Consider the following 19,561-nt stretch of genomic DNA (forward strand, 5'->3'; position numbering starts at 1 on the left):
TATAAAACAAATACATTAACTTATCAACATGATATGCTTGCTGGCTTTAATTGTGTTTGCAGTGCTGGGAATTTTCAGCTCCACTCATAGATTGCTTGCAAAAGAGGCATTTGACTGCGTTTTCAGAAGACTAACATTAAGGAAATGCGAATCCGGCTTAGATAAAAGGCTGAAAAGCAATATAACCGGAAAGCTGATGAGAAAGAGCCCAAGGCTTGCAGGATTAATATATAAAAACTTTGAAATCATTTCCTGGGCATTTACAATATTGCTTGTTGTCAGCCTTATTTATTCAGCATATTCTGGCTATAACTATTTTAAATACGGCAACTGCTACGGCAAGCCGTCAGAAGCATTCTGCATATTTGACCCTGCAGGAAACACAAAAGCAACTGTGTATGACTATGGCTATTCTGGCCCTGTAACATTCCCAACAATAGATGATGACCCGTATCTCGGCTCAAAAAATGCAAATGTTACAGTAATAGAATTCGGCTGCTTCATGTGCAAATACACGAAAAAGGCAGAGGCAACTGTAAAGGAAATAATAAAAGCTTATGGTGATAAGATTCTGTATGTTTACAGGGATTTTCCATTAAATGAGAGGCATTTGGAGGCAGATATTCATGCTGAGGCAGCTGACTGCGCATCGGAGCAGGATAAGTACTGGGAGTATCATGATCTACTTTTTGAAGAGCAGGAAATGGAGAACCATACTATGATGTTAAAGGGCTTTGCAGAGAAGCTCGGGCTGAACATGTCAGAGTTTAACGAATGTTTCGACAGCAGAAAATACAGGGAAGAAGTTTTAAATGACTTTGAAGACGGGCTTAAGGCAGGCATTGTTGGAACACCGACATTTTTCATAAACAACAAAACACTTGTTGGGCCGCGAAGCTTTAACGAATTCAAGAAGGTAATTGACAAAGAGTTGCAGCGGAAATAAAATGCTGAATACAAATAAAATACGCGAGGATTTTGAAATTCTGAATAAAAGTATAAAAGGAAAGCCAATCATATACTTTGACAATGCGTGCATGTCATTGAAGCCAAAGCAGGTTGTTGAGACAATGAACCGCTATTACAATGAATTCCCGGCATGCGGCGGAAGAAGCCTGCATTCTTTGGGCAAAAAAGTAACAGAAGAGGTAAGAAATGCAAGAAAAACAATGCAAAAATTCATAAATGCAAAGAGCGAGAAAGAAATAATCTTTACAAAAAATACAACAGAAGCCATTAACCTTATTGCAAATGCATTTAATCTTGAAGAAGGCGATGAAGTGATAACCACGGACAAGGAACACAATTCTAATCTGCTTCCGTGGCAAAGATTGAAGGAAACAAAAGGCATTATTCATCAGATTGCTGATTTTAATGATCCGGAAGATTTAAAAAACAAAATAACCAATAAAACAAAGCTAATCTCGATGGTACACAGCTCTAATCTGGATGGCACTTCAATAAATGCAAAAGAAATAATAAAAATTGCGCATTACAATAAAGTTGCTGTAATGCTTGACTGCGCCCAGTCCATTCCGCACAAGGAAGTTGATGTGAGAAAGCTTGATGCTGACTTCATTGCATTTTCAGGCCATAAGATGCTTGGGCCTACAGGAACAGGCTGCCTTTACGGAAAAGAAGCCTTGCTTGAAAAATTATCTCCTTTTATTGTGGGCGGCGACACTGTGAAAGATACAACTTATTCAACAGCAGAATTTGAAGATCTGCCTGAAAGGCTTGAAGCCGGGCTGCAGAATTATGCCGGAATTATCGGCTTTGCAGAAGCTGCGAATTACTTGATGAGGATTGGAAAAAAAGACATTGAGCAGCACGAATTGAAGCTGAACAAGAAAATAACAGATGAATTGCTGAAAATAAATGGTTTTGAGTTTATTGGCCCGAAAGAAGCAGAGCAGAGAGGCGGAATAATAAGCTTCAATATAAAAAACATGGATCCGCACAATATTGCAATGATCCTAGACCAGTCCGCCAATATAATGATCAGAAGCGGAGCTCACTGCGTTCATTCATGGTTCAATGCGCATCAAATGAAAGGAAGCGCAAGGGCATCTTTGTATCTGTACAATACAGAAGAGGAAGCGAATGTTTTTATTGAGGAAATGAAAAAGATTGTTAAATTCTTAAAATAAACAAAATAAATGACACTTAAAAAATTTTTGATAAACAAACTTAAGAAATTCTTCGGCTTTGATAAATACGAATTCAATAAAATCATTGTAGATAAAGAAGTCATTGAAAAGATCATCGATCTTGCAAAGCAGGCTTACCCAAAGGAATTTGTCATTCTGCTCGAAGGTAAGTTTGAAAACAAAGAGCTGGTCATAACTGATGTTTTATTTAACACTTACCAGGCATCGAACAATGCAACATCCATGACGCTTGATCTTCCGATAACCTCGAAAATAATAGGGACAGCGCATTCACATCCGGGCCATAGCAATATGCCTTCTGGGGCAGATCTGACTTTTTTCAACAAATACGGAATGGTGCACATTATCATAGCATATCCGTTTAATGCAGATACGATCAGGATGTACAATATTTATGGGGATGAGATTGGGTTTTTTGTAAAAGATTGATCCAAAATTCAAATACATAAACTTTAAATACATAAACTGCCTCTTTAATATCATGATCCATGCCGGTTTATCAGCTAAAAAAACAAGTTCTATAGCAGAAATCACCTTCATTATTTAGAACACAGCAGAAAGTTTCTGCAGGCCAAAATGATAATTTACGACACAACGCTTCGCGACGGAACCCAAAACAAGGATGTGAATCTGACAGTCCGTGATAAAGTGGAGTTTGCAAAGATCCTTGATGATTTCAAAGCGGATTACATCGAATTGGGCTGGCCCGGATCCAATCCGAAGGACATGGAGGCATTCCTGGAAGCTTCAAAATTAAAATTTAATCATGCCAAAATAGCAGCTTTCTGCAGCACAAGGAAAAAAGAGCTTAAAGCAAATGAGGATCCTAATCTCAGGGCAGTTCTTGATTCAAAAGCAGCAGCTGCCGCAGTATTCGGCAAGACATGGATTCTGCACATTGAAAGGCAGCTTAAGGCGTCAAAAGATGAAAATCTTGATGCAATAAGCGATTCAATAAAATTTCTTAAAAAAAGCAATTTAGAAGTTTTTTTCGATGCAGAACATTTCTTCGACGGCTTTAAAGACGATAAAGAATATGCATTAGAGTGCCTTAAAAAGGCAGTTGATGCAGGAGCTTCCTGCATTGTTCTGTGCGACACGAATGGCGGCTGTTTGCCTGATGAAATCCTTGGAATAGTCAATGAAGTCAGAGCTGCATTTCCAGATGCACAGCTCGGCATTCACTGCCATAACGATTCAGGCTGCGCAGTTGCAAACACATTGATTGTTGCAGGCAAAGTTAACCATATCCAGGGAACAATTAACGGCGTCGGAGAGCGCTGCGGCAATGCTGATCTGTGCCAGATTCTTCCTAATATTGTATTAAAGAAAAACATACAGATAAATGCTGATCTTTCAAAGCTGAAAGAGGTTTCAGATAAATTCAATATTTTAGCGAATATTAAGCCGCAGCCTAATCAGCCCTTTGTAGGAAAAAATGCATTCTCCCATAAGGGGGGTGTCCATGTTGATGCGCTCAGCAAGGGCGCTTCTTACGAGCATATTGATCCGGAAGCAGTCGGCAATTCCCGCGATATTGTTTTGTCAGACCTTTCAGGCTCGGCTAATATTGTTGAGGCAGTTAAGCAGTTCGGCGTTAATGCGGATAAAAAAGACCCGAGAATAAAAGAAATGCTTGACGAGGTCAAGCTTCTGGAAAAGAAAGGCTATGATATCGGTGATTTGGAAGCTGAGAAATATTTATTGGCAAATAAGCATTTTCTTAAAAAAGATCCTTTATTCACAATAAATGGCTGGAAGATCATTTCTGAAAATATAGATGGTGAACTCTACTCTGAATGCATTATGGACGGCAATGTGAACGGCAGCAAAATCGATGTCATTGCCCCTGTAAAAGAGCAGGGCCCTGTTGATGCAGCATATGATGCTTTCAAAAAGCTTTTGGCCTCTTTCAGGCAGCTGGATGATATAAAGCTCATAAACTATAAAGTTATGATCGCAGAGGATAAAGGCGCGGAATCTTCAGTAAGGGTTTACATAGAATTCAGCAATAATGGGAATGAGTGGGCAACTATTGGCGTTAATGAGAACATACTGAGCGCTTCGCTTGAGGCTATTGAAAAAGGATTCCGTTATTATTTATTGAGATTTTGCTGAATTAATCTATGGCAGAAAAAGAGAAACTATTTTAATATATAAGTTATATTTATATCGCCAGTTGATGTTTCAACTAACAAGGTACCTATAGATTTTGCATTTGGCGGCGTATATACACCATTACCTTCTGAAATCATTTTCTTTACATTTACTTCTCCTGTAGATGTGTTTGTTTCAACAGTAAGTGGAGCATATAGTTCTAAAGATATATCGCCAGTTGATGTTCTAATGATGCCTTTGTGAGTCACTTTACCCTCAATATCTCCTGTTGATGTCTTAATATCAATTTCTAGTCCCGGATTGGATTTTGGTAAACTTAATACGCCCTCTAATCCATTAATGAATAAATGATTATTTTTATATCCTGGCTCGCTACCAGTATTTCCCTTAACATAAACTTTATCCTTTTCAGATAAGCCAAGAGCAACATCGTTTGTACTTTCTCTTAAAGAAACCTTATTCACACCACAATACTCTTTATCAATCTCATATTCTAAATTCTTACCACCTATTGAAACACTAGATCCGCCACCAGATATAACAACAGAACTTCCACTTACTACGCCTGTGCAGATATTGCTGCCCTGGATATGAATGCCGCTTCTACCGGCACCTTTCTTGTAATTTATTACTGTTCCTTTAACTTCTAGTCTGCCATTTTCAGGCATCTCTCCTGTTATCAAGTCTCTACCATCAGAAACATATGCGTATTTTTGTCCATCGCAGGATATAGCAATATTATTAATTATACTGGCTCCTGAAAATTCCTCAGGTAACTCGACACCATTGATTACTGTTCTTTTTCTTCTAAGCATTCGATTTCACCTTTAATTTATATATGAATACGATAATGCAGCTAGTATTTAAATCTTTCGGTTTTGTTACTACTAATTGATTAATACTAATTTAAAAAATTTGGGCATTTAACAATAAGAACAGATGAATCAACGAAATAGAACTGCCTTCCTGCGAATTGATCTGTATGTATTAAAATAAACAATAACCTTTAAAAACTAAAACATTAAATAAACTCTTAGCATGCTTTACGAGATAAAAAAAAGGGATTTTAAGGATTATTTGGAGTTTCTTACAGATAAATTTGATCTCATTGCGCCTGTGCAGCAGGAGATCGTAAGGGCCAAAACTGTCCAGGCTAATGACCTTGTTGTCTTTGACCAGCCGCTGTATCCTGCTAAAAAATTCTTCCTGCCGAAAAGAGAGGAGCTTTTCCTGTTCGAGGATAATAAAATAAAGCCAGACAGCGACGAAATTAAAACAACAGTTCTTTTCCTGAACAAATGCGATGCAAATGCTGTTCTAAGGTTTGACAAATTGTTTTTGCAGGATCCAGTTGACTTAAATTATAAAGCCCACCGCGATAATTCAGCAATAGTCGAGATTCCGTGCGGCAAAATATGCGAAAACAGCTTCTGCGAATCAATGAATCTAAAGGATTACTATGATTTAAAGATTTTTGATAATGAAAATTCATACCTTATTGATGTTAAAACTGAAAAAGGAAAAAAATTGCTTAATAAAAAATTCTTTAAAAAAACCAGCAAGAAAATAAAAAAAGCAAAAATCAATTCTCCAAAAACTTTGAAATTAGGCAAAATAAAAACCAACAATAAAGAAATATGGGAAGAGAATGGAAAGAAATGCCTGAGCTGCTCTGCATGCACAATTGTCTGCCCTACATGCACCTGCTTTGAGCTTCGCGATGAGCTTGACCTGAACTGCCAGAACGGCATAAGGCAGAGAGCATGGAGCAGCTGCCAGCAGCTCGACTTTACAGAAGTTGCAGGCGGCCATGCCTTCAGAAGCGCAAGATCAGCAAGAGTGAGGCACAGGATACTGCACAAATTAAAATATTTCAAAGACAGATTTGGAGATCAGATGTGCGTCGGCTGCGGAAGATGCATAACAGCATGCCCGACTGGAATTGATATAGTGGAGATTGGAAATAAATTGAGGTGATATGAAATGGAAGAAAATTTTGTTAACCAGCAATCGATAAATTACAAGGAACCCAAAAAGTTTCCAAAATTATGGATCGTGCTTATTTTATTGATTATTGTTATCGCAGCTAGTATTTTTGCATTTTTAATATTCACTAAAAAAGAAAAAGCGCTAGATGCTCAGCAATCAGTGGAAAATTTAACAATATCAAAGCCAAGCATTGAAGCTATCCTTTTATTTGACTCCACATATGGGACAAATATGCTTGTGACAGATTCTCAAGGCAGAATGACAGGATATGTGAATGATGTTTTATTCATAGATATTCCCAATTCAGATGTACTTGGCGACGCAGGTGAAGGACAAATGATGGTGATAGAGAATCCTGACTCTGAAAACAATTTTTATACTATACAAATAAGTAAGACAGAAAGCGGTTTGGCCAGTATATCAATAAGTTACACTGATTCAACAACAATAGATAGGGAAACGGCTGAGTTCAATGTAGAATCACAAAATCCTGTTTCTCTGAAAGTTTCAATTACTAGTGGTAGCAACCCATTGACAATTAGTCCTGTCAGTATGGATAATATTCCGCCCAATATGGTGACTGACCTCCGAGTTACCAGTACTAGTGAAAATTCCATCATCTTAGAATGGACCTCTCCCGGAGATGACGGCACATCAGGAACAGCGAGTAGTTACGATATAAGGTATTCTACTTCATCCATTACAGAATCAAACTGGAATTCAGCAACAAAATGGCAAGAAAAACAAAATCCACAACCAGCCGGAGCAATTGAGATTCGCACAATTACAGGGTTATCACCGGGAATGAAATATTATTTTGCACTAAACGCTATTGATGATAAAGGAAACATAGCATTGATTTCGAATGGTGCTCAAGCCACTACATTATCATAAAAAAAACTAAAAAAATGATCAACCCCTATTTCCCGCAAAAACAGAAGATCCTGGACATCAAAAAGGAAACAATAGACATAAGCACATATAAAATAAACTTCAGATCAGATCATCTTCCTGGCCAGTTTGTCGAGGTTTACATTCCGAAGATAGGCGAATGCCCCATATCACTCAGCTACTATTCAAAAGATCACATTGAGCTTGCTGTAAGGAATGTCGGCAATGTGACTAATGCGATCCACAAGCTGAAAAAAGGCGGCACAATTTACATCAGAGGGCCTTATGGCCATGGCTATCCGATGAATCTGCTGAAAAATAAGAATCTTACAGTTATTGGCGGAGGAACAGGAGCAGCGCCATTAAGAGGCGTAATTGAGTTCATAATAAAAAACAGGAAGCAATACAAAAATGTTGATGTATTCCTCGGCTTCAGAAGCCCTGATGACATTTTGTTTAAATATGATCTTGAAAAATGGAAAAAGCACATGAATGTTTATCTTACAGTTGACAAGGCAGAAAGCAATTGGAAAGGCAATGTTGGCCTTGTAACAGCATTGCTTGAAAAGATGCCGCCGAAAAAAGGCTCGATTGCAGTAACATGCGGCCCGCCGGTTATGATAAAGTTTGTAATTGAGTTGCTGGAAAAACAAGGCTTTAAAGACAGCCAAATATTTGTCTCATTTGAAAGATTAATGCACTGCGGCATCGGCAAATGCGGGCACTGCATGATCGAAGGCTATTACACATGCAGAGACGGGCCTGTTTTCAGATATGATTTTGTAAAGAATCTGGAGGATTGAAATGAAGATTGCATTTTTCGAAATGGAAGACTGGGAAAAAGAATATATTAAAAAAAAGCTTAAAGGCAATATTTTATTTTTCAATGACGAATTAAATGAGAAAAATATAAATCAAGTTAAAGATTTTGATATATTGTCTGTTTTTATTTATTCGAAGATAAACAGCAATACGCTAAATAACCTTAAAAAACTAAAACTAATAGCAACAAGGTCAACTGGCTATGACCACATTGATATCGAAGAATGCAGAAAAAGAAAGATTGCAGTAGCCAATGTACCTTATTACGGCGAGAATACAGTTGCAGAGCACACTTTTGCATTAATCCTGTCCTTATCAAGAAAAATTCACAGGGCGTATGAAAAAACAGTAAGGGGCGACTTTTCACTTGAAGGATTGAGGGGATTTGACCTTAAAGGCAGAACAATCGGCATTATAGGAGCAGGCCATATCGGGCTTCATGTTATAAGAATCGCAAATGGTTTTGAAATGAATGTTCTGGCATATGATGTCAAAAGAGACGCAAAGCTAGCGAAAAAGTTTGGCTTCAAATATGCTTCATTAAATGAGCTTTTAAAAAATTCCGACATAATCAGCTTGCATGCCCCTTACAACAAAGCAACGCATCATCTGATAAATAAAAATAATATAAAGCTGATAAAAAAAGGCTCTATTCTGATAAACACAGCAAGGGGCAGCTTAGTTGAAACAGAAGCATTAGTCGAGGCATTGGACAGGGGGATTTTATCAGGGGCAGGCCTGGATGTGCTTGAAGAAGAACAGCTGGTAAAAGAAGAAAGCGAGCTTCTTTCAAAGAATTACCCGATTGAAACATTAAAGACAGTGATACAGAATCATACTTTGCTGAAAAGGGAGAATGTGATTATAACGCCGCACAATGCATTCAACAGCATTGAAGCGCTGCAAAGAATACTCGATACAACAATTGAAAATATTAAAAGCTTTATGAAGGGAAAAATAATTAATAAAGTTTAAGATGGAAAAAAACGAGAAGCTTAAAGTTGGAATATTTGCATTGACAAGCTGTCAGGGCTGCATGTGGAACATCCTTAATTTAGAGCATAATCTGATTGAGTTGATGAAGCTAGTCAATATAGCGCATTTCGAGCTGATCAAAAAAAAGAATGAAGAAGGCCCTTTTGATGTTGCGCTTATTGAAGGCTGCATTACAACAGAAGAGGAGCAGCAGCAGGCAATTAAAATAAGGGAAAAAAGCAAATTCGTGATTGCATTTGGAACATGCGCGACTTACGGCGGGGTTCCAACAATAAGAAATTTTCTTGACTTGCATGACCAGATTGAAGCTCTGCCTCCGAATCCATTATTCTTAAAGCAAATTGCTGCCAGAGGCATAGATGCTTTCATAAAAGTTGATTATTTCATGCGCGGCTGCCCAATTGACAAGAGAGACTTCATAAATGTAATGAAAGACCTTGTTGTTGGAAAAAAGCCAAAGCAGATAACTCATAATGTTTGCTTTGAATGCAGGCAGAAAGAGAATATCTGTCTGCTGCAGAAAGGCGAGCCCTGCATGGGGCCGATAACATATGCTGGCTGCAATGCTTTATGCCCTTCGCATTCAATCCCCTGCTATGGCTGCTTCGGACCTATGGAAGATGCAAATCTTGATGCTGAAATAGAGCTGTTTAAAAAATGCGGCCTGACAACAGACGATATTAAAAGGTATTTCAGGACATTCGCAGGAACGTCAAAAGTTTTCAAGAAGTTCAATGAAGAGGTTGTAAAACAATAAAATGGAAACTAACCACACAATCAAGCTCAACCACATTGCAAAGATCGAAGGCCATGCAAAGCTGAATATCAGGATAGAAAACGGCAGGGTTGAAAAGGCAAAAATAGAAACATTTGAAGGAGCAAGGTTTTTTGAAGACATCATAAAGAACAGAAAATACGGGGATGCCCCTGTGCTTACTTCAAGGATCTGCGGCACATGCTCGCCTTCGCATCTTGTAACGTCGTTAAAAGCTGTTGAGGATGCATTTAATGTTAAAGTCAGCGAGCAGACAAAATTGCTGAGAGAGCTGCTTGTTTTGGGCTCTTATCTGCAGAATCACACCCTGCATTTATATTTCCTTTCACTGCCGGATTACCTTGGCTTTGACTCTGCAATTGAGATGGCTTCTAAGCATCCGAAAGAGGTTGAAAGGGCATTGAAGATTAAAAAAATAGGGAATGAGATTGTTTCGATAATAGGCGGCAGGGAAGTGCATCCTATAACGCCGATAATCGGGGGATTTTCAAAACTGCCTCCAAAAAACGAAGTGAATGCTTTGCTTAGAATGCTTGAAAGCATAAAGCAGGATGCAGTCGAATCTGTCAAATTATTTTCTAATCTGAAATATCCTTCATTTGAGCGGGAGACAAAATATTTTGCACTCAAATCTGACACTTATTCTCTTGTTGACGGAGCAATATCCTGCACAGGCAATATGTGCATTCCAACCAAGGATTACCAGAATCATTTTAAGGAATATTTCGAGGAAGGCTCAAAATCAGAATTCGTTGTTGCAGAGGGCAACAGCTATATGGTTGGCGCTTTGGCAAGGCTCAACAATAATTTTGAAAAGTTGCCTAAAGACATTCAGGATCTGGTTCCATTCAGGGCTCCAAGCTTTTCACCTTTCAGCAATAATGTGGCGCAGGCAATTGAGCTTGTTTTCTGCGTTGAAAGGGCAGTTGAAATTTTGCAGAATCTTGAGCTGGAAGATGAAGGCTGCGCTGAAATAAAGGTCAAAGCTGGCAGAGGAGTTGGGATTACAGAAGCTCCAAGGGGGATGCTGTTCCACGATTATACTTTCGATGGAAACGGCTTTGTGGCAAAAGCCAACATTACAACTCCGACATCGCAGAACCTGAGGAACATGGAAGATGATATAAAGGCATTCCTGCCCGGAATACTGAATCTGAAAGAAAGCGAGATCGTGCTGCAGCTTGAGAAGCTGATAAGGGCGTATGATCCGTGCATATCATGCTCAACACATTTCCTGAAGGTGAATTGGGAGAAATAATTATTTTCTTAAAATATCAATTACCTCCTTCTTAATCTCTTCAGTATTCCCTTCCTGCGGTATTCCGATGATCCTTATCTCTTTTATCTTCCCGATCTCTTTCATTAATTTTAAATAAAATCCGAGATCAAAATCATGCAGCGTGCATATTTTGCTGCTTTTTAGATCGTCAATGTTCTTTATTAAGACTGTTTTCCTGATATTCTCAACAACATCCAGAATATACAATTCATCAGAATTTGCATAGTTCAAAATATCATCAACATTGTCTGTTTTTATAAATTCAAAACCTTCTAACTTTATTTCATCCGCGATTTTCTTTGCCAAACTGTCATTTTCTAAAAATTCATTCCCAAAGCATAAAACCGCTGTCATGCAGCATATGAAAACAATAAAATATATAAATCCATTGCATTATCAAAATGATATGATTGAAAAAAGAGGCCTGCTCCTTGTTTTCTTGACAGCAATAATCAGCGGCTTCTCCATTTTCATAAACAAATTTAGCGTATCAGGTATAAACTCTGATATTTTCACTTTTTCAAAAAACACAGTTGTTGCAGTATTTCTGTTCACAGTTATCCTTTCATTAGGCAATTTCAGTGAAATTAAAAAACTTACAAAAAAGCAATGGCTGTTATTGGCATCAATCGGCCTTATCGGAGGCTCTATTCCGTTTTTATTGTTTTTCAGAGGGCTTCAACTAACGTCTTCTGCGATGGGATCCTTAATGCACAAAACAATGTTCGTTTATGTCGGAATTTTTGCAGTTATTTTCTTAAAGGAAAAGTTAAGCAAAAAAATTATAATCCCTGCTTTGCTATTATTGATAGGAAACCTTATACTTTTGAAAATAAACGCATTTTCATTCAATTACGGCGATTTCTTGATCTTAATTGCAGCCTTGTTCTGGGCAGCAGAAAACACATTGTCAAAGCACATATTGAAAGAGCTGAGCGGTAATATTGTTGCATTTGGCAGGATGTTTTTCGGATCTTTGTTTATTTTGGCTTATTTGGCTGCAACAAAAGAAATATTTTTAATAAAAACAATGGGTGTTGAGCAGATGACCTGGATAATAGTAACATCATTGATCCTTTTAGGATACGTATTGACATGGTACAATGGATTAAAATATGTAGATGTTACATTGGCAACTTCAGTTTTGCTGCTGGGATCTCCAATAACAACTTTGTTAAATTATCTGTTTTTGAATGCAGCTTTAACGATAAATGATGTTGTTGGAGGATTGTTTTTGTTAGCAGGGATTTCAGCAATGATTTTAGTATCGAAAAGAATTCAATCCACAACCTCAACTGCATACCCGTAATGCACTGTAACCTTATCCCCTGTTTTCGCTTCTGGCACAAAATGATTCAGTACTCTTCTTGTTTTGTCTTTTATTTTCACAGAAAGCACATCATTGTTCTTTTCAATGATCTCCCCAACCAATACCTTAGAAAGCTCGCACAATGTTGGAGGGAAATTCCTGTAAGATCCCTCTCTCCTGTCAATTATCTTATTATGCTCATTAAGGAAGTAATGCCTTATCACAGAAGGATCCCACTTGTTTTTTCCTTTTTCCTTTGCTATTCTGCTGATTTCAGCAAAAGCTTTGTGAAAGATCTTCTCTAATCTTTCCTTTTCAATTAATTTGCTTTTGACAGCAGCATCTTCAAGCTCAGAATAAACAGCATCATCAATTTCGTTTCTGGCTCTGATTACAAAAGCGCACGGAAAGGCATAGCGCAGAAAATATTTTTCAATTCTCATTTCAGCGATTCCCAGGCTTTTATTGCCTCTAACGCTTCCTGCTCGGAAATCCTGTCAAGAACTATTTTGCCGCCCACTATAACATAGTCTCCGACTTTAAAGCTTTTATCCAGCAGCCTTGCTTCCCTTTTTTCAGATCCGTAATCAACAATAACTTTGTCTTCTTTGATTTCAATTATTTTCCCAGGTATTGCAAGGCACATTATTGCACAACAACCTCTTTCAGAATAATCTCGTCGCCATAGGCAACATCAGGCACCTGGGTGCATTCAGGGCACTCATAGATAACAGCATCATGCTCCTGGGAGATGATCTTCGGATCGCCCTCATAGCCGCACGGGCAGGTTACTTTGGCTTTTGCTTTCACAATAACAACTTCCCAGGGCACCATTGCCTTTAATGTTTCACCTAGCTCTTCAGCAGGCATGTCAGCTAGCTCTCCCACTTCAACAACGATCTTCCTCACATTGCCCTGCTTCTTCGCTTCTTCGATCAGCTGGTTAGCAATGATAGTTTCATGCATTTAAGGCTGTAATATCTTCTCTTTTTTTAAAGTTTTTTGTTTTTACAGCAAAAACAGCAGTATAATTGGTGTCAGCCAAATGGAGAAAGAGTGCTATATGGGATTAATGTTTTTTCTGCTGCGATAAAGGCGGGATCCGTTATAGTGTTATATCTTAATAGTGGTTAATAATCGAAAGATTTATAAAGATGTGCTTATTATTTTAGAGCATGAATCTGAAAGAAATCGCGGGGTTATTTGAAAAATTGAAAGAGGCGACTACTGATCCGGAAACAGTTGCAAAACTATGTGAAAAATATATGTCTGATACTACTCCTACTTCTGACTTAAGCATTATGGACGCAACAATAGATCCTTATAGCTTAATTCCCTCTTTGAGAGATAGAGAATCTGGATTACAAATTATTAAACACTTGGCAGGAGGTTTGACTGCTCTTTTACATGAAAGAGGATATAGAAATAACATAGAAACACATCAAGAACATCTTTTATATGGCAGTTCAGGGTCGGGTCTTAATTCAAATGCAAAAGAATCCCCATACACTGTTGGTGCTATTTTGAACAAAGAAATAACCGTAGAAGAAGCGAGAAAAGCGAGAGAATTGGAAAAGTTTCATGGAGCAAGTGGAACGTACTGGGGAATAGAAGACGAGATGGAGCGCGGTGTTATCATGTTGCTTCCACCAATTGATGATTTTGGAAAAACTATTAGAGACCCTGTTCTTGTGGATAAAAATGGAAATATTGTTGCTGAAAAATTAGTTGAGGGTGCTCCTTACAAAAGATAAATAGATGCCTGCCTTTTTATTATTTCTTCAACTTTCTTTGAAATTTGGATATTGTTTAGCGAGTCCTTCAATTGCAACTAATCGCCAAATTCCAAAAACTATATAAATAACGCCTTTTACAATACTCATTAAAAGAGGTGGTATTTTGAGCGCGTTGAGATCAGATAGGGAAAAATCCTTTATTCTGTGGTTTAATGAGATCGGCATAGAGGATGTTCCGATTGTTGGCGGCAAAAACGCTTCTTTGGGAGAGATGTACAGGCAGCTTACAAAGAAAGGGATCAATATACCGAATGGATTTGCAGTAACAGCCTATGCTTACAAATACTTCCTGAAAACTGAAAAAATAGACGATGACATAAAAAGAGCCCTTAGGGGGCTGAAAGTAACGAATATAAAAGATCTTGCAGAAAGAGGAAGAAAAATAAGAGAACTGATCAAGGCAGCAGAATTTCCTTATGAATTGAAGCGCGCAATAACAAAGGCTTATGATAAGTTATGCAGGCAATACGGCAAAAACTGCGATGTTGCAGTGAGAAGCTCAGCCACAGCAGAAGACTTGCCTAATGCAAGCTTTGCAGGCCAGCAGGAAACATATCTCAATATAAAAGGCCATTCTCAGTTACTGGATGCATGCAGGAAATGCTTTGCCTCTTTATTCACAGACAGGGCGATAAGCTACAGAGTGGACAAGAAATTCGACCATTTCAAAATCTATCTTTCAATCGGCGTCCAGAAAATGGTCAGAAGCGACAAGGCTTGTTCAGGAGTAATGTTTACAATAGACACTGAAACAGGATTCAGGGATGTTGTTTTAATAAACGCATCTTACGGATTAGGCGAGAATGTTGTGCAGGGAGCAGTCAACCCAGACGAATATTACATCTTCAAGCCGACATTAAAGCAGGGCCATAATGCAATAATCAGCAAAGCTGTTGGCGAGAAAAAGATAAAGATGATTTATTATGAAGGCGGAAATAAAACAACAAAGAATGTTCCGACAACAGAAGAAGAAAGAAGAAGTTTTGTTTTGACTGACAAAGAAATATTGACGCTGGCAAAATGGGGCTGCATAATTGAGGATCATTACAGCAAGAAAGCAGGCTACCACAAGCCGATGGATATAGAATGGGCAAAGGACGGAGAAACAAACAAGCTTTTCATTGTGCAGGCAAGGCCGGAAACAGTGCAGAGCCAGAAGAACAAAAATATCTATGAAATTTATGAATTAAAAAAAAGAGGCAGAATAATTGTGACAGGCCATTCTGTCGGAGAAAAAATTGGCAGCGGAAAAGCAAATATAATAAAAAATGCCCATGAAATTTCAAAATTCAGGCAGGGCGATGTTTTAGTTACGGATATGACAGATCCCGACTGGGAACCTATAATGAAAATAGCGTCTGCGATTGTTACGAACAGGGGCGGAAGAACATGCCATGCAGCAATCATCTCCCGCGAACTGGGAATTCCGTGCATTGTCGGAACAAACAACGGAACTGAAAAAATCAAAACAGGCCAGAACATAACAGCAAGCTGCGCAGAGGGGGACATCGGCTTTATATACGAGGGACTGCTGGATTTCAAAAAGAAAGTTGTTGACCTTAAAACAGTGCCAAAAACAAGAACAAAAATAATGATGAATATTGCAGAGCCTGACCAGGCATTTGAGCTTTCTTCCATCCCGAATGACGGCGTTGGACTGGCAAGAGAGGAATTTATAATCAATTCCTACATTAAGATCCATCCTCTTGCATTGCTTAATTTTAAAAAATTGAAAGATGAAGATGCAAAGCAGATGATAGAGGAGCTTACATATGGCTATAAAAACAAGGCAGATTATTTTGTTGACAAGTTAGCGCACGGAGCAGCAATGCTAGCAGCAGCATTCTATCCGAAAGACGTCATACTGAGGTTTTCTGATTTCAAGACGAATGAATATGCAAATCTTATCGGCGGAAAGCAGTTCGAGCCGCACGAGGAAAATCCGATGATCGGTTGGAGAGGCGCATCAAGGTATTATTCTGAAAATTACAGGGAAGGGTTTGCATTGGAATGCAAAGCAATTAAAAGAGTAAGGGATGAGATGGGGCTGACAAATTTAAAAGTCATGATTCCATTCTGCAGGACAGTAGAAGAAGGAAAAAAAGTTCTGAAAGAGATGGAGAAAAATGGGCTGAAAAAGGGAGAAAATCATTTGCAGATTTATGTGATGTGTGAAATTCCCTCAAATGTAATACTCGCTGAAAAATTCTCTGAGATTTTTGATGGATTCAGCATTGGCTCGAACGATCTGACGCAGCTGACACTCGGCCTTGACAGAGATTCTGAGCTTGTATCCTCGATCTATGACGAAAGGAATGAAGCAGTTAAGAGGCTGATAAGCATTGTGATCGAGATCGCAAAGGAGAAAGGCAGGAAAATAGGGATCTGCGGCCAGGCGCCGTCTGATTATCCCGAGTTTGCCCAATTCTTAGTAGAGTGCGGCATTGATTCCATTTCTTTGAACCCGGACAGCGTTTTGAAGATGATATTGAAGATCGCTGAAAAAGAGAGGCAGTTAGGAATTAAGCATAAATGATGGGTTGTTTGTTTCTGAAAGGAACATTGACTGAGAATGGAACTCCGTAAAAGACAAAACCTTAAAAATAGAATCATATTTATGTGGTAATCGAGGGGTGATTGAGGTAAAATAATGTTGATAAAACTATTTGGTGGAAGAATAACTCAAAAGCTCAAACCAGCCAGCCAAATTGCTCTTTTTTTGGCAGTTCTGCTAGTATTTCTGGCTGCATCAAGCATTGCAAGTTCATTTAATTATACGCCAAGCTTTGCACAGCTTGATGGCGTTTCAACAGAATCAGCCATAGCTGAAAAGCTGTCAGCACAGCAGTCTGTTGATATTATTATCGTACTTAAAGAAGCAGATGAAACAGCAAGAGCGGGCTTAACCGAGCAGGAAAGACTTGAATTAAGAAATGAAAAAATAAAAGAAAACCAGGAAAAAGTCCTGTCAACATTGGCAGATGCTGATTTCAGGGCAAAACACAGGTATAAAACAATAAATGCGTTTGCAGGCTCAGTTACGCTTAATGGATTTAATAAATTAAAAATCAATCCTGATATCAAATCAATTGAATTGGACAGAGAGGTTTATATCAGCTTATCCCAGAGTGTTCCGTTAATAGATGCGAATAATGTATGGGGCATCCAGGTTAATGGCGTAAATATAACCGGAGAAGGCGAAACAGTATGTGTTGTTGATACGGGCATAGATTATGCGCATGTAGATTTAGGTGGTTGTTTAGGAACAAACTGCAAAGTGATGGGTGGTTATGACTTTGTCAATTCTGACAGCAACCCTATTGACGATAATGGGCATGGAACACATGTAGCAGGAACAGTTGCCTCAACAAATTCAGTTTATAAAGGAGTTGCTCCAGGCTCAAAGCTGATTGCAATGAAGGTTTTGAATGTTAACGGCTCTGGCTCATTTTCCAATGTAATTGCGGCTATTGACTGGTGTGTAAATAACAAAACTAAATTCAATATATCTGTCATCAGCATGAGTTTAGGTGATGGAGGACAATATAATATTCCCTCTACATGTGATAGCTCTTCTGCAGGCACTTCTATAAATACTGCTGTTAGAGAAGGCATATTTGTTTCAGTCTCTTCTGGCAATAATGCATATACAAACGGCATTTCTTATCCTGCCTGTGTTACAAATGCAACATCTGTTGGCGCTGTTTATGATGCCAGCCTTGGCAGTGTTGGGTGGGGTGTTTGCACAGATACAACAACAGCTGCTGATAAGTTTGGATGCTTCACAAACAGGGATGAAATTCTTGATGTTCTTGCTCCCGGCTACGCAATATATTCAACAAAATTAGGCGGTGGATTTACCACAAAAGGCGGGACATCAATGGCTGCGCCGCATGCAGCAGGAGCAGCTGCGTTATTGCAGCAGTATAGTAAAAAAGTAAATAGCAATGCATTAAAGCCCTCTGAAATAGAAAACCTGCTGAAAACAAAAGGCAAATCAGTCTATGATTCTGCTACGGGCTTGTCATTCCCAAGAATCAATGTTTCTGCTTCTGTAAACAGCATTCAGATAATTTGTGTAGATAGTGATGGTGATGGCTATAATTCAACAAACTTAAGCTGCGGCCCAGTTGACTGCAATGACAACAATGCGAATATAAATCAGGGGGCAGCTGAAATCTGCAATAATGTTGATGACAATTGCGATGGCAACATAGATGAAGGCAGCGACACAATTTGCAGGTTTGAAATCAAGGACAGCTTAGGCAACATTATGGCCTGGTTTGGGTATGTAACAGGCAATGTTTGGATAAATGGAGCTTTAGAGCAAAGCTCAAGCCATGCTGCAACAGGCAATGATGAACTTAGATTCCAAGACTCCAGCGGCAATGATGTTATGATTGTGGATAATACAAATGGCAACATGTATCTGAAAGGAATCTTGTCTGAAAATCAAAATACGCTGAATCCAACCTCGGGCGATGATAATCTCATAATAAAGAACGGCAGCAATAGCGTGGTTGCCTATATAAATAAACTCGGCAACATGTTCCTAAAAGGAACATTAATAGGAACACCAACAGGAACCTGGAATTCCACTTATAATAATGGCATTGTATCTTATCATTCATTTAACACGTTTGATGATTCCGTTAACAGTGCATATCACTTAACTAACAATACAGGCAAGATCAAGATAGTGGCTGATGGAAAAAACAGCAATGCAGCCAGCTCTGCCAATGTTACAGCAGGAAATTGGCTGAGATTTAACACAGACTGGTGGCCGATTATAAATACAAATGGCCAAGTGTCAATCTCATTTTGGGCAAAACAAATTGGCGAATGCGGAGATATCGGAGTTTCGTATGCAAGCACAATGATCGGAAGAGGAAGCGTGTCAGGTGATTACAGCAATTATTTTGCCTTGGATTATATGTGCAATACAAACAGTACGAATCTGGTATGGGGCAGCTCAATTGGGCCGTCCTGGGTTTTGAACCAGGTTAGCGGAACAGTTGGAAGAAACGCATGGCACCATTATTTTATAGAAATTAATAAGACGCACGTAGGATACTGGATAGACAATTCTCTGGCATACAGCAGCAACAGTCTGAATTCAGCAGGTGTGAATTGGGCAGCCAATGACAGCTATGTTTTCCGAGGTTTAGGGGCCAATAAAGAGAATGCAAATGTTACACTGGATGAATTGGCAATCTGGAGCAGGTTTTTGAGTGATGGAGAAAGAGCAGGCCTGTACAACAGCGGAAATGGGGTGTTTTATAGTTAGTGATGAATAAAACAAAATGACCCCTTTATAATTTACTTCTCAATAGTTGTAAAAACAAAACATTTAAATAGTCAAACCCTCTTAAGTTCAAAACGGGTGGGCAAAAACGTTCAAAAAACTAGTCAGCC

Annotated in this window: 19 protein-coding genes; 14 read left to right on the forward strand and 5 right to left on the reverse strand. The window is 38.6% G+C overall.

Annotation, left to right across the window (positions count from 1 at the left end):
* Positions 1-28: 28 nt before the first annotated feature.
* From Q7J54_04335 to cimA, 4 genes are all read left to right on the forward strand, one after another.
* The gene (locus Q7J54_04335; GenBank protein ID MDO8740768.1) at positions 29-946 is read left to right on the forward strand and encodes a thioredoxin domain-containing protein; all 918 of its coding nucleotides are present in this window, start codon (positions 29-31) and stop codon (positions 944-946) included.
* 1 nt (position 947) lies between these two features.
* Positions 948-2,150, forward strand: coding sequence for a cysteine desulfurase (locus Q7J54_04340; GenBank protein ID MDO8740769.1), 1,203 nt, complete (start codon positions 948-950; stop codon positions 2,148-2,150).
* 9 nt (positions 2,151-2,159) lie between these two features.
* Positions 2,160-2,600: a Mov34/MPN/PAD-1 family protein gene (locus Q7J54_04345; GenBank protein ID MDO8740770.1), complete on the forward strand. Its 441-nt coding sequence runs from the start codon at positions 2,160-2,162 to the stop codon at positions 2,598-2,600.
* 147 nt (positions 2,601-2,747) lie between these two features.
* Complete coding sequence (cimA, locus tag Q7J54_04350; GenBank protein MDO8740771.1) at positions 2,748-4,289, forward strand: citramalate synthase; 1,542 nt, start codon at positions 2,748-2,750, stop codon at positions 4,287-4,289.
* Between the two features lie 26 nt (positions 4,290-4,315).
* On the opposite strand, the gene Q7J54_04355 is transcribed toward cimA, so the two are convergent.
* The gene (locus tag Q7J54_04355) at positions 4,316-5,104 is read right to left on the reverse strand and encodes a hypothetical protein (GenBank protein ID MDO8740772.1); all 789 of its coding nucleotides are present in this window, start codon (positions 5,102-5,104) and stop codon (positions 4,316-4,318) included.
* A 223-nt stretch (positions 5,105-5,327) separates the two neighbouring features.
* On the opposite strand from Q7J54_04355, the gene Q7J54_04360 reads away from it, so the two are divergent.
* From Q7J54_04360 to Q7J54_04385, 6 genes are read left to right on the forward strand one after another with little or no spacing between them, the layout of a single operon-like run.
* A complete protein-coding gene (locus Q7J54_04360; protein ID MDO8740773.1) occupies positions 5,328-6,266 on the forward strand; it encodes a 4Fe-4S dicluster domain-containing protein in 939 nt (312 codons plus the stop codon).
* A gap of 6 nt (positions 6,267-6,272) precedes the next feature.
* On the forward strand, positions 6,273-7,172 hold the full coding sequence (locus Q7J54_04365; GenBank protein MDO8740774.1) for a fibronectin type III domain-containing protein: 900 nt from the start codon (positions 6,273-6,275) through the stop codon (positions 7,170-7,172).
* A gap of 14 nt (positions 7,173-7,186) precedes the next feature.
* Complete coding sequence (gene asrB / locus Q7J54_04370) at positions 7,187-7,972, forward strand: anaerobic sulfite reductase subunit AsrB (GenBank protein ID MDO8740775.1); 786 nt, start codon at positions 7,187-7,189, stop codon at positions 7,970-7,972.
* A gap of 1 nt (position 7,973) precedes the next feature.
* A complete protein-coding gene (locus tag Q7J54_04375) occupies positions 7,974-8,966 on the forward strand; it encodes a hydroxyacid dehydrogenase (GenBank protein MDO8740776.1) in 993 nt (330 codons plus the stop codon).
* 1 nt (position 8,967) lies between these two features.
* Positions 8,968-9,744: an oxidoreductase gene (locus tag Q7J54_04380; GenBank protein MDO8740777.1), complete on the forward strand. Its 777-nt coding sequence runs from the start codon at positions 8,968-8,970 to the stop codon at positions 9,742-9,744.
* 1 nt (position 9,745) lies between these two features.
* Positions 9,746-11,020 carry a Ni/Fe hydrogenase subunit alpha gene (locus Q7J54_04385; GenBank protein MDO8740778.1) on the forward strand — a complete coding sequence of 425 codons (1,275 nt, stop codon included), beginning with the start codon at positions 9,746-9,748 and terminating at the stop codon, positions 11,018-11,020.
* On the opposite strand, the gene Q7J54_04390 is transcribed toward Q7J54_04385, so the two are convergent.
* Positions 11,021-11,395 (reverse strand): hypothetical protein, encoded by a 375-nt coding sequence (locus Q7J54_04390; protein MDO8740779.1) that lies wholly within the window; start codon positions 11,393-11,395, stop codon positions 11,021-11,023.
* Between the two features lie 52 nt (positions 11,396-11,447).
* On the opposite strand from Q7J54_04390, the gene Q7J54_04395 reads away from it, so the two are divergent.
* Positions 11,448-12,350 carry a DMT family transporter gene (locus Q7J54_04395; protein ID MDO8740780.1) on the forward strand — a complete coding sequence of 301 codons (903 nt, stop codon included), beginning with the start codon at positions 11,448-11,450 and terminating at the stop codon, positions 12,348-12,350.
* On the opposite strand, the gene Q7J54_04400 is transcribed toward Q7J54_04395, so the two are convergent.
* From Q7J54_04400 to Q7J54_04410, 3 genes are read right to left on the reverse strand one after another with little or no spacing between them, the layout of a single operon-like run.
* Positions 12,320-12,793 (reverse strand): hypothetical protein, encoded by a 474-nt coding sequence (locus Q7J54_04400; protein MDO8740781.1) that lies wholly within the window; start codon positions 12,791-12,793, stop codon positions 12,320-12,322. The two genes, Q7J54_04395 and Q7J54_04400, sit on opposite strands and share 31 nt — an antisense overlap.
* A complete protein-coding gene (locus Q7J54_04405; protein MDO8740782.1) occupies positions 12,790-12,996 on the reverse strand; it encodes a HypC/HybG/HupF family hydrogenase formation chaperone in 207 nt (68 codons plus the stop codon). Before Q7J54_04405 ends, Q7J54_04400 begins: the two co-directional genes overlap by 4 nt.
* Positions 12,996-13,316 (reverse strand): hydrogenase/urease maturation nickel metallochaperone HypA, encoded by a 321-nt coding sequence (locus Q7J54_04410; protein MDO8740783.1) that lies wholly within the window; start codon positions 13,314-13,316, stop codon positions 12,996-12,998. Before Q7J54_04410 ends, Q7J54_04405 begins: the two co-directional genes overlap by 1 nt.
* A gap of 209 nt (positions 13,317-13,525) precedes the next feature.
* Between Q7J54_04410 and Q7J54_04415 the strand changes: the two genes are divergently transcribed.
* The 3 genes from Q7J54_04415 to Q7J54_04425 all read left to right on the forward strand — a co-directional run bounded on the left by Q7J54_04415 (position 13,526) and on the right by Q7J54_04425 (position 19,433).
* Positions 13,526-14,104 carry a hypothetical protein gene (locus Q7J54_04415; protein MDO8740784.1) on the forward strand — a complete coding sequence of 193 codons (579 nt, stop codon included), beginning with the start codon at positions 13,526-13,528 and terminating at the stop codon, positions 14,102-14,104.
* Between the two features lie 145 nt (positions 14,105-14,249).
* On the forward strand, positions 14,250-16,682 hold the full coding sequence (gene ppsA / locus Q7J54_04420; GenBank protein MDO8740785.1) for a phosphoenolpyruvate synthase: 2,433 nt from the start codon (positions 14,250-14,252) through the stop codon (positions 16,680-16,682).
* A 114-nt stretch (positions 16,683-16,796) separates the two neighbouring features.
* Positions 16,797-19,433: a S8 family serine peptidase gene (locus Q7J54_04425; GenBank protein ID MDO8740786.1), complete on the forward strand. Its 2,637-nt coding sequence runs from the start codon at positions 16,797-16,799 to the stop codon at positions 19,431-19,433.
* Positions 19,434-19,561: the final 128 nt, after the last annotated feature.

Source organism: Candidatus Woesearchaeota archaeon, from assembly GCA_030651135.1.
Classification (GTDB): Archaea; Nanobdellota; Nanobdellia; order Woesearchaeales; family JACPBO01; genus JACPBO01.